This window comes from Prevotella sp. khp1, from assembly GCF_900102205.1.
Lineage (GTDB): Bacteria > Bacteroidota > Bacteroidia > Bacteroidales > Bacteroidaceae > Prevotella > Prevotella ruminicola.
Map to the genome: position 1 here is coordinate 437,653 of NZ_FNJZ01000003.1, position 9,881 is coordinate 447,533.

Below are 9,881 nucleotides of genomic sequence, written 5' to 3' on the forward strand. Positions count from 1 at the left end.
TTTATACTTTTATTTAAATATTTTAGGTTAAAATTTGGTTTTTAAAATATTTTTTAGTATATTTGCAACGAATTTTTTAACATAAGTATATCATTACCCCACAAAAATAGCCCGTGCGCAAGGTATATTATTTCCTGTTGATAGTGCTCTTTGGATGCATTAGCTGTGAATGGCAATTTACAGCAGGCGACGACCTTATTGTTAAGGTTGATCGCTACGACCGTATCCAGAGTCTGTACCTTACCACCGGCGATTTTTCGGCTTTGCAGCAGATGAACACCGCTTATCCCATGCAAACCCGCACGCTTATCGAGGATGTGCTGCGTATCGGTAAGGTGGATGATCAGCAGATTAACACCAAGTTCCTGCGATTCTATCAGGATTCTACCTTGCAGGCGATCATTTCCGAGGCCGAGCAGCAGTATGCCAGCATGGATGATATCAATGCCGATTTTACCAAGGTGTTCAAGTATCTGCGCGAGCATATCCCTGGCATCGAGGTACCCGAGGTGTATGCCCAGATTGGTTCGCTCGATCAGAGTGTGATTGTGGGCAACGGCTCTATCGGTATCTGCTTGGATAAGTACCTGGGCAGCGATTATCCCCTTTACAAGAATCCGCTCTACGGCTATTCCAAGAGTCAGCTGGCCACGATGACCCGCAGCTACATTGTGCCCGATTGCGCCGGGTTCTACCTGCTCAGTCTGTACCCCATGCCGCAGGACCGCGCCCTCAGTCAGCAGGAGCGCGACATGCATATCGGCAAAATCCAATGGGTCATCAATCAGGCTTACGGCAAGCACGTGTTCAACACCGTTTATACCCGTATGGTTGATCGCTACATGAAGAGCCACAACCTTACCATCGACCAGATGCTGCGAAACAACAACTATTCTGAGTTCCGCAAAACCAACTGACCTTGGTGTATATCATTCTGCTTCAGGTAGTTTACCAGTTTGTTGGTAAACTCGTAGTTCTTTAGTCCCCAATGCGGCGCAATCAGCAGTTCCTTAGGCGATTGCGACACAAAACGCTCCAGCACCATATCCGGTCGCAGGCGTTGTATGTACTGGGCAATCAGTTCGATGTACTCATCCACGCTGTAGATGTGGAACGGCTCGCGTTCGTACATCTCGGCCAACTTGGTGCCACGGATAATCTGCATCTGATGAATCTTCAGAATGTCGATGGGCAGCTGCGATAGGATAGGGGCCTGGCGCAGACTCTCGGCCGCATCCTCGCCCGGCAGTCCCAGGATGATGTGCGCGCCGGTGAGCAATCCGCGTTGGTGGGTGCGCTCCAAGGCCGATACCGACTGCTCGAACGTATGTCCGCGATTGATATGTTGCAGCGTTGCGGCGTTGCAGCTTTCCAGTCCGTACTCCACCAGCACAAATGTACGCTGGTTCAGCTCGGCCAGGTAATCCAGCAGCTCGTCCGATACGCAATCCGGGCGTGTGCCAATCACAATGCCCACGATATCCTCAACCGCCAGCGCCTCTTCGTACAGCGCTTTCAACTGCTCGATAGGGGCGTATGTATTCGTAAACGCCTGGAAATAAGCCAGGTACTTCATGTCGGGATACTTATGCGCAAAAAACTGCTTGCCCTCGGCCAGCTGCGCGCTCACACTCAGGCGTCGCTGACAGTACGAGGGGTTAAACGTGCGGTTGTCGCAGTAGATGCAGCCGCCCGTTGATATCCGTCCGTCGCGGTTCGGACAGGTAAAGCCGGCATCTATCGATATCTTCTGCACACGGTACGGAAACTGGCGTCGTATCCACGTGCCGTAGTCGTTATAATAGGGTGTATTCACTTTATTTAAATCCATCAGTGTGCAAAGTTAACGAAAAAAACGCTATCTTTGCAGTCTGAAACAGTAAAAACTCGAAAAATATGAAGAAATTAAGATTATTCTCGCTTGGCGTGTCGCTGGCGCTGGCTGTGAGTGCTTCGGCTGGCAAGCAGATTACGCTCACCGACATTACCAAGGGCGAGTTCCGCAGTAAGTCCATCAGCGCCGTTTACCCCTTGGCCGATGGCGAGACCTACGCGCAGATTAGCAGCGATGGTAAGCAGATTGTTACTTACTCGTTTAAAACCGGCAAACAGGTAGGCGTGCTGTTCGATGCAGCCACCGCCCGTGGCGCTGAGATCAGTGAGGTGGATGGTTACATCATGAGTCCCGATGGCACCCGATTGCTCATCCAGACTGGCACCAAGGCCATCTATCGTCGCTCGTTCACCGCCACCTATTATATATATAGCATCCGCAACAACAAGTTGGAGCCCCTGTCGGATGGCGGTCCTCAGCAAACGCCCGTGTTCTCGCCCGATGGCAACCAGATTGCCTTCGTACGCGACAACAACATCTTCCTGGTAAAGCTGCTCTACGATAATGCCGAGAGTCAGGTTACCAAGGACGGCAAGCGCAACGAGGTGATCAACGGTATCCCCGACTGGGTGTACGAGGAGGAGTTCTCAACCAACTCGTCGATGGTGTTCACAGCCGACTCTAAGCAGATTCTGTGGATCCGTTACGACGAGAGCGCCGTTAAGCAGTACTCTATGCAGCTGTTCAAGGGCCTGAAGCCCACCCGCACCGAGTTTGCCGAGTACCCTGGCGACTACACCTATAAGTACCCCGTGCCCGGTCAGGTTAACTCCAAGGTTAGCGTGTGGAGCTACGATATCAAGAGTCATCAGACCCGCAAGATCAATGTGCCCCTGGGTGCCGAGGATTATATCCCCCGTATCAAAGCTACCAGCGATCCTGCCAAGGTGGCCATCATGACCATGAACCGCCACCAGGACGTGCTGCGTATCTATATGGCCAACCCGCTCTCAACCGTTTGCAAGCTGGCTATCGAGGATAAGGTTGATAAGTACATCAAGGAAGAGGTGCTCGACGACATCCAGCTCACCGATCAGCACATCCTGCTGCCCAGCGAGCGCGATGGCTACAACCATCTGTATCTGTACAACCTGAACGGACAGCTGCTGCGCCAGATTGTCCACGAGAATTTTGTGGTTAAGGCCGTTTACGGTTACGACGAGAAGACCGGCGACACCTATTTTGCCGCTAACCCCACTGGTGCTACCGAGCAGCAGGTGATGGTGGCCCACCAGAATGGCAAGGTAGAGGCGCTCACTCCTAAGTCGGGTGTCAGCAACGCCATTTTCAGCAAGAACTTCAAGTACTTTATCAATATCTGGAGCGATATCAACAATCCCGCCCAGTACACCATCTGCCAGAATAACGGCAAAAAGCTCACCACACTTATCGACAACCACGAGCTCAAGGCAAAGTTGGCCGATTACGAGCTGGGCCAGAAGCAGATGTTTACTTTTACCACCAGCGAGGGCGTGCAGCTGAACGGTTATATGGTTAAGCCCGCCAACTTCGATGCCAACAAGCAGTATCCCGTCATCATGTATCAGTACGGCGGTCCTGGCTCGCAGCAGGTGCTCAACCAGTGGGGCCTGGGCATGGCTGGCAATGGTGCCATCCTCGAGCAGTATCTGTGTCAGCAGGGTTATATCTGCGTGTGCGTTGATAACCGTGGTACCGGCGGTCGTGGTGCCGAATTCGAGAAGTGTACCTACCTGCGCCTGGGCGAGCTCGAGGCTCGCGACCAGGTAGAGACAGCCCTTTGGCTGGGTAATCAGAGTTATGTAGATAAGGATCGTATCGGCATCTGGGGTTGGAGCTATGGTGGCTGGAACACCCTCATGTCGATGTCCGAGGGTCGCCCTGTGTTCCGTGCCGGTGTGGCCATCGCGCCTCCTACCTGCTGGCGTTATTACGACTCTATCTATACCGAGCGTTACATGCGTACACCTAAGGAGAATGCCAGCGGCTACGACGAGGTTAACCCCATCGCCCGTGCCAACAACCTGCATGGTGCGCTGCTCATCTGCCATGGTTTGGCCGACGACAACGTTCACTATCAGAACACCGCCGAATACGTAGAGGCATTGGTACAGGCCGATAAGGATTTCCGTCAGTTAGTATATACCAACCGCAATCACGGCATCTCGGGTGGTAACACCCGCAACCACCTGTACCGCCAGGCCATCAATCATTTCAATGATAATTTGAAATAAAACAAATAAAAACCCCAGCCAATCGGCTGGGGCTTTTATTTATTAATAAGCGAACAAAGGATAATCCTTCATCTTCTCGTTAACGCGGGCGCGAACGCTTGCGATAACCTCTGGGTTCTCAGGATCGTTCAGTACCTCCTCAATCCAGGCTGCAATCTGAACCATCAGGTCCTCCTTAGCACCACGTGTGGTGATGGCAGGTGTACCCAGACGGATACCAGAAGTCTGGAAAGCGCTGCGGCTGTCGAATGGAACCATGTTCTTGTTAACGGTAATGTCGGCAGCAACCAGAGCGTTCTCAGCTACCTTACCAGTCAGCTCAGGATACTTAGAGCGCAGGTCAACCAGCATTGAGTGGTTGTCGGTACCACCGCTAACGATTCCGAAGCCACGCTTAACCAGCTCGTCGGCCAGTACCTTAGCGTTCTTCTGTACCTGCTTAGCCCACTCCTTGAACTCAGGCTGCAGAGCCTCGCCGAAAGCCACAGCCTTGGCAGCGATCACGTGCTCCAGAGGACCACCCTGCTGTCCGGGGAATACGGCTGAGTTCAGCAACTGACTCATCATCTTGGTTACACCCTTTGGTGTCTTCAGGCCCCAAGGATTCTCAAAGTCCTTACCCATCAGGATGATACCACCACGAGGACCACGCAGAGTCTTGTGGGTTGTTGATGTTACGATGTGAGCGTACTTCACAGGGTTCTCCAGCAGTCCGGCTGCAATCAGTCCTGCAGGGTGAGCCATGTCGATCATCAGCAGTGCGCCAACCTTGTCGGCAATCTCACGCATGCGCTTGTAGTCCCACTCGCGGCTGTAGGCACTACCACCACCGATAATCAGCTTTGGCTTGTGCTCCAGTGCCAGCTGCTCCATCTCGTCGTAATCTACGCGACCGGTCTCCTTATTCAGGTTGTAACCGATGGGGTTGTAGATCAAACCAGATGTGTTTACGCGTGATCCGTGCGACAGGTGACCACCGTGATCCAGGTTCAATCCCATGAATGTGTCGCCTGGCTTCAGTACGGCCAGCAGTACGGCAGCGTTAGCCTGAGCACCTGAGTGAGGCTGTACGTTAGCGTACTCAGCACCGAAAAGCTTGCAAACGCGGTCGATAGCCAACTGCTCAACCTCGTCAACCACCTGGCAACCACCATAGTAACGGTGTCCAGGATAACCCTCGGCGTACTTGTTAGTCAGGTAAGATCCCATGGCTTCCATCACCTGGTCGCTTACGAAGTTTTCACTTGCAATCAGCTCAATGCCTTTCAGCTGGCGCTGATGCTCTTTCTCAATCAACTCGAAGATTGTGTTGTCTCTGTTCATTGTTTTGTTTATTGGGGAAAAAATGTTCAATGTTCAATGTTCAATGCTCAATGTTCAATGTTAGCACAGTTCCACTTTGTTGATATCCTGCTCCTTCTCGCAGTAGTGACAAGTCAGAATGCCGTTCTCAACGTGGAAGTGGGTCTTCATCGGCTCATTGTTGGTAATACACTTGGGGTTATTACACTTCACAATGCCCTTAATCTCCGATGGTGTAACCACACTGCGCTTCTCAACCACCTCGTAGTCGCGTATAATGCTCAGTATCACGTTAGGTGCAACTACCGAGAGGCGCGACACCTCGTCGTCGGTAAAGAACTTATCGCTCACCTTGATGATACCTTTCGAGCCCACCTTTTTCGAGGGATAGTTAAAACCGATGGTAACAGGTGTTTTCAGTGTAAACAGTCCCAGCAAGCTGGCCACCTGGTATGTCTTGTCGGTTGGAATATGATCAATCACAGTGCCGTTCTCAATCGCGGCAACCAATCGCTCCTTCTTATTCATAATGTTCAATGTTCAATGTTCAATGAATAATAGTTTTATCTGTTTTAACTTCGTCGAGTGTAATTCCCAGCACATCGCAGAAGATGGCCTCGCGGGCAAACAGTCCGTTACCGGCCTGTTGTATGTAGTAAGCATGTGGGTTGTCGTCCACCTCGTAGGCAATCTCGTTTACGCGTGGCAGCGGGTGCAATATCTTCATGTTAGGTTTGGCGTTTTTCAGCAGGTCGTTGTTCAGCACATATACGTTCTTTACGCGTTCGTATTCCATCAGGTCGCTGAATCTTTCTTTTTGCACGCGCGTCATATATAATATGTCGGCATCGGCTATCACCTTCTCGTTAAACGCCGTGTGCTCCTGATACTTAATGCCGTGTTCGTCGCAATAAATCTTGTATTCCTTCGGCATGGCCAGTTCCTTCGGCGCCACAAAGTGGAAGGTGGGGTTGAAGTGCCTCATGGCCATAATCAGCGAGTGTACCGTTCGTCCGTATTTCAGGTCGCCCACCAGATAGATGTTCAGATTCTCCAGCGTGCCCTGCGTCTTGTAGATCGAGTAGAGGTCAAGCATACACTGCGAGGGGTGCTGATGTGCGCCGTCGCCGGCATTCACGATGGGCACTGGGGCTACCTCCGAAGCATACTGGGCGGCGCCTTCGATATAATGGCGCATCACAATCACGTCGGCGTAGTTCGATACCATCAGGATGGTGTCCTTCAGTGTCTCGCCCTTGGTGCCGCTGGTAATCTTCGGATCGGCAAATCCGATAACACGGGCACCCAGACGGTTAGCTGCTGTTTCAAAACTAAGTCGGGTTCGGGTTGAGGGTTCGAAGAAAAGGGTTGCCACAACTTTGCCCTTCAGCAACTCACGATTGGGGTGCTTCTCGAACTCTTGCGCCATCTCAATCATGTAGAGGATCTTCTCTCGAGTGAGATCGGCAATTGTTACAAAATTATGCTTTTTCATCAATAATTTAATTTTCTCGGCGCAAAATTACACAATATTTCTGATTTCCGTGCCGTATTTTGAAAGAAAATAGTAATTTTGCACCAAAAAGTAACTAAAAAGAGGATATGAGAAAGCTATTTGTCTATTTTCTATGGACATTATTGACATTAACCATCCTGGCCACGGCCGGTGCTTTTTACGCCATCGATAAGGGTTGGATTGGTTATATGCCACCTATCGAAGACCTTCAGAACCCCATCAGTCGCTTCGCCACCCAGATTTATTCTGCCGATGGCCAGCTGTTGGGCACCTGGAATTATAATCGTGAAAATCGTGTGATGGTAGATTACAATAAAATCGCTCCATCACTCATTCAGGCATTGGTGGCTACCGAGGATGTGCGCTTCTACGATCATTCGGGCGTGGATTTCATCGCCCTCGCGCGCGCGATAGTAAAAAGAGGTATCTTAGGTCAGAAGAGTGCCGGTGGTGGATCCACCATCACCCAGCAGCTGGCCAAGCAGTTGTATTCCGAACAGGCTCACTCCACCGTCGAGCGCCTGCTGCAGAAACCCATCGAGTGGGTGATAGCCGTCAAACTGGAGCGTACCTACACCAAGGACGAGATTATTACCATGTACTTGAATTATTTTGACTTTCTGCACAATGCGGTGGGCATCAAGACAGCTGCCAACACCTATTTTAGCAAGGAGCCAAAAGACCTGAGCGTTACCGAGTCGGCCACACTCGTGGGCCTGTGTAAGAACCCTTCTTACTTCAACCCCGTACGCAATCCCGAGCGCAGTCGCGACCGTCGTAACGTGGTGCTCGGTCAGATGGTAAAGGCCGGCTACCTTACCCCCGAAGCCTACGATTCGCTCAGCACCCAGCCACTCACTCTCAAGTTCCATGTGGCCGACCATAAGGAAGGTCTGGCACAGTATTTCCGTGAGTACCTGCGCCAGTACATGACCGCCAAAAAACCCGTCCGTGCCAACTATCCTTCGTGGAATATGGCCAAGTTCGTCACCGACTCAATTAACTGGGAGACAGACCCTTTGTTCGGTTGGTGTAACAAAAACAAGAAGCGCGATGGCGAGAATTATAACATCTATACCGATGGCCTGAAGGTTTACACCACCATCGATTCGCGCATGCAGGAGTATGCCGAAAAAGCTGCCTACCAGCACGTGGTAAAGTTCCTGCAGCCCGCCTTCGATAAGGAGATGCAGTCAAAGAAGAATGCCCCTTATTCGGCCAACCTCACCGCTGCCCAGGTAGAGCAGATTCTGAATCGTTCTATCCGTCAGTGCGAGCGCTATCGTGTGCTCAAGGAGAGTGGGGCAACCGAGGACGAGATCTACCGTTCGTTCCGTACCAAGACCAAGATGTCGGTCTTCACTTACCACGGCGAGGTGGATACCATTATGACGCCACTCGATTCGATAAAATATTACAAATCATTCCTGCGTACTGGCTTCATCAGCATGTGTCCACAGAATGGTTATGTAAAGGCCTACGTGGGTGGTCTTAACTACGAGCACTTTGCTTACGATATGGTGATGGAAGGTCGCCGCCAGGTTGGTTCTACCATCAAACCCTATCTGTACTCGCTCGCCATGGAGAATGGTTTTACCCCTTGCGACGAGGCGCCTAACGTACAGCAGACCTACATCGTGGCCGGTCAGTCGTGGACGCCACGCAACGGTAGTAAGGCCCGCTACGGCGAGATGGTAACCCTGAAGTGGGGCTTGCAGCAGTCAAACAACTGGATTTCGGCCTACCTCATGAGTAAGCTCAATCCCCGTGCCTTCGTCGATCTGCTTCACGAGTACGGTATCCGCAACCCCGATATCCATCCTTCGATGGCCCTCTGTCTGGGTCCTTGCGACATCAGTGTAGGCGAGATGGCCAGTGCTTATACCGCATTTGTTAACCATGGTATCCGCGCTGCGTGCATGTTCGTAACTAAGATCGAGGACAGCGAGGGTAATGTGATTGCCCAGTTCCAGCCCCGTTTGAACGAGGTGATTAGCGAGGAGAGTGCACATAAGATGATATATATGCTGCGCAATGTAGTTGATGGCGGTACCGCCAGTCGTCTGCGCTTCAAGTATAACCTCACCGGTCAGCTGGCAGGTAAAACAGGTACCACCAATAATAATAGCGATGCCTGGTTCGTAGGTCTTACCCCCACATTGGTTAACGCCTGCTGGGTAGGTGGCGACGATCGTGATATCCACTTCAACTCTATGGCCATGGGTCAGGGAGCCTCGGGTGCACTGCCCATTTTCGCACTCTACATGCAGCAGGTTTATAAAAATGCCCGCTTAGGATATCACCAGGACGAGGTGTTTGATGTTCCCGCCGGTTTCGATCCTTGTCCGATGGGTGGCGGCGAGACCGACGATTCTGGTGGCGAAAACGACATCGAGGAGATTTTTGAATAAAAACCTCAAAAATATAGAATTTCGTATTTGCCTATATATTATATATAAGGTGTAATACAGAGATTGTAAACATTCCCGAAAACTTTCATGTTTTTGGGAATTTTTTTTGGAAAATGTTTGGTTGGTATTGAAATTTGTTGTACCTTTGCACCCGCAAATCAGGAACACCACCTGACAAGCACTAAAAGAAAGAGTTCTTTGAAAGATTTACATAAACAGAAGTAGTACAAGAAGCAAGAGCAGAAATGCTCTTGGGTAAATGAACAAACCGTTTCAATTTCTTGAATTTGGATAGTTGTTCTGAGACAGATATACTTCTATTTTATAATAGGAGAAACAAACAAATTTTTACAATGAAGAGTTTGATCCTGGCTCAGGATGAACGCTAGCTACAGGCTTAACACATGCAAGTCGAGGGGCAGCAGATCGAAAGCTTGCTTTTGATGCTGGCGACCGGCGCACGGGTGAGTAACGCGTATCCAACCTTCCCTATAGTAGAGAATAGCCCGGCGAAAGTCGGATTAATGCTCTATGTTGTATTTAGA

Annotated in this window: 7 protein-coding genes and 1 rRNA gene; 4 read left to right on the forward strand and 4 right to left on the reverse strand. The window is 50.7% G+C overall.

The features are described 5' to 3' along the window. The first annotated feature begins 113 nt into the window (after positions 1 to 113). Positions 114 to 917 carry a gliding motility protein GldB-related protein gene (locus BLR73_RS10995; protein WP_091861971.1) on the forward strand — a complete coding sequence of 268 codons (804 nt, stop codon included), beginning with the start codon at positions 114 to 116 and terminating at the stop codon, positions 915 to 917. Here BLR73_RS10995 and BLR73_RS11000 read toward each other — a convergent pair. Beyond that, positions 890 to 1,831, reverse strand: coding sequence for a tRNA modification radical SAM protein MnmL/YtqA (locus BLR73_RS11000; protein WP_091861974.1), 942 nt, complete (start codon positions 1,829 to 1,831; stop codon positions 890 to 892). The genes BLR73_RS10995 and BLR73_RS11000 overlap by 28 nt on opposite strands. Positions 1,832 to 1,896: 65 nt before the next feature. On the opposite strand from BLR73_RS11000, the gene BLR73_RS11005 reads away from it, so the two are divergent. After that, on the forward strand, positions 1,897 to 4,107 hold the full coding sequence (locus BLR73_RS11005; protein ID WP_091861977.1) for a S9 family peptidase: 2,211 nt from the start codon (positions 1,897 to 1,899) through the stop codon (positions 4,105 to 4,107). Between the two features lie 42 nt (positions 4,108 to 4,149). On the opposite strand, the gene glyA is transcribed toward BLR73_RS11005, so the two are convergent. The 3 genes from glyA to pyrB are packed head-to-tail and all read right to left on the reverse strand — an operon-like array spanning position 4,150 to position 6,904. Continuing rightward, positions 4,150 to 5,430: a serine hydroxymethyltransferase gene (gene glyA / locus BLR73_RS11010; protein ID WP_013065107.1), complete on the reverse strand. Its 1,281-nt coding sequence runs from the start codon at positions 5,428 to 5,430 to the stop codon at positions 4,150 to 4,152. 60 nt (positions 5,431 to 5,490) lie between these two features. After that, entirely contained in the window at positions 5,491 to 5,937 is a 447-nt protein-coding gene (locus BLR73_RS11015; RefSeq protein WP_013065436.1) for an aspartate carbamoyltransferase regulatory subunit, read from the reverse strand. Positions 5,938 to 5,956: 19 nt separating this feature from the next. Further along, on the reverse strand, positions 5,957 to 6,904 hold the full coding sequence (gene pyrB / locus BLR73_RS11020) for an aspartate carbamoyltransferase (protein WP_013064233.1): 948 nt from the start codon (positions 6,902 to 6,904) through the stop codon (positions 5,957 to 5,959). Positions 6,905 to 7,011: 107 nt separating this feature from the next. On the opposite strand from pyrB, the gene BLR73_RS11025 reads away from it, so the two are divergent. Then, the gene (locus tag BLR73_RS11025) at positions 7,012 to 9,336 is read left to right on the forward strand and encodes a transglycosylase domain-containing protein (protein WP_033151277.1); all 2,325 of its coding nucleotides are present in this window, start codon (positions 7,012 to 7,014) and stop codon (positions 9,334 to 9,336) included. 350 nt (positions 9,337 to 9,686) lie between these two features. Then, a 16S ribosomal RNA gene (locus BLR73_RS11030) occupies positions 9,687 to 9,881 on the forward strand; the annotation flags it as partial.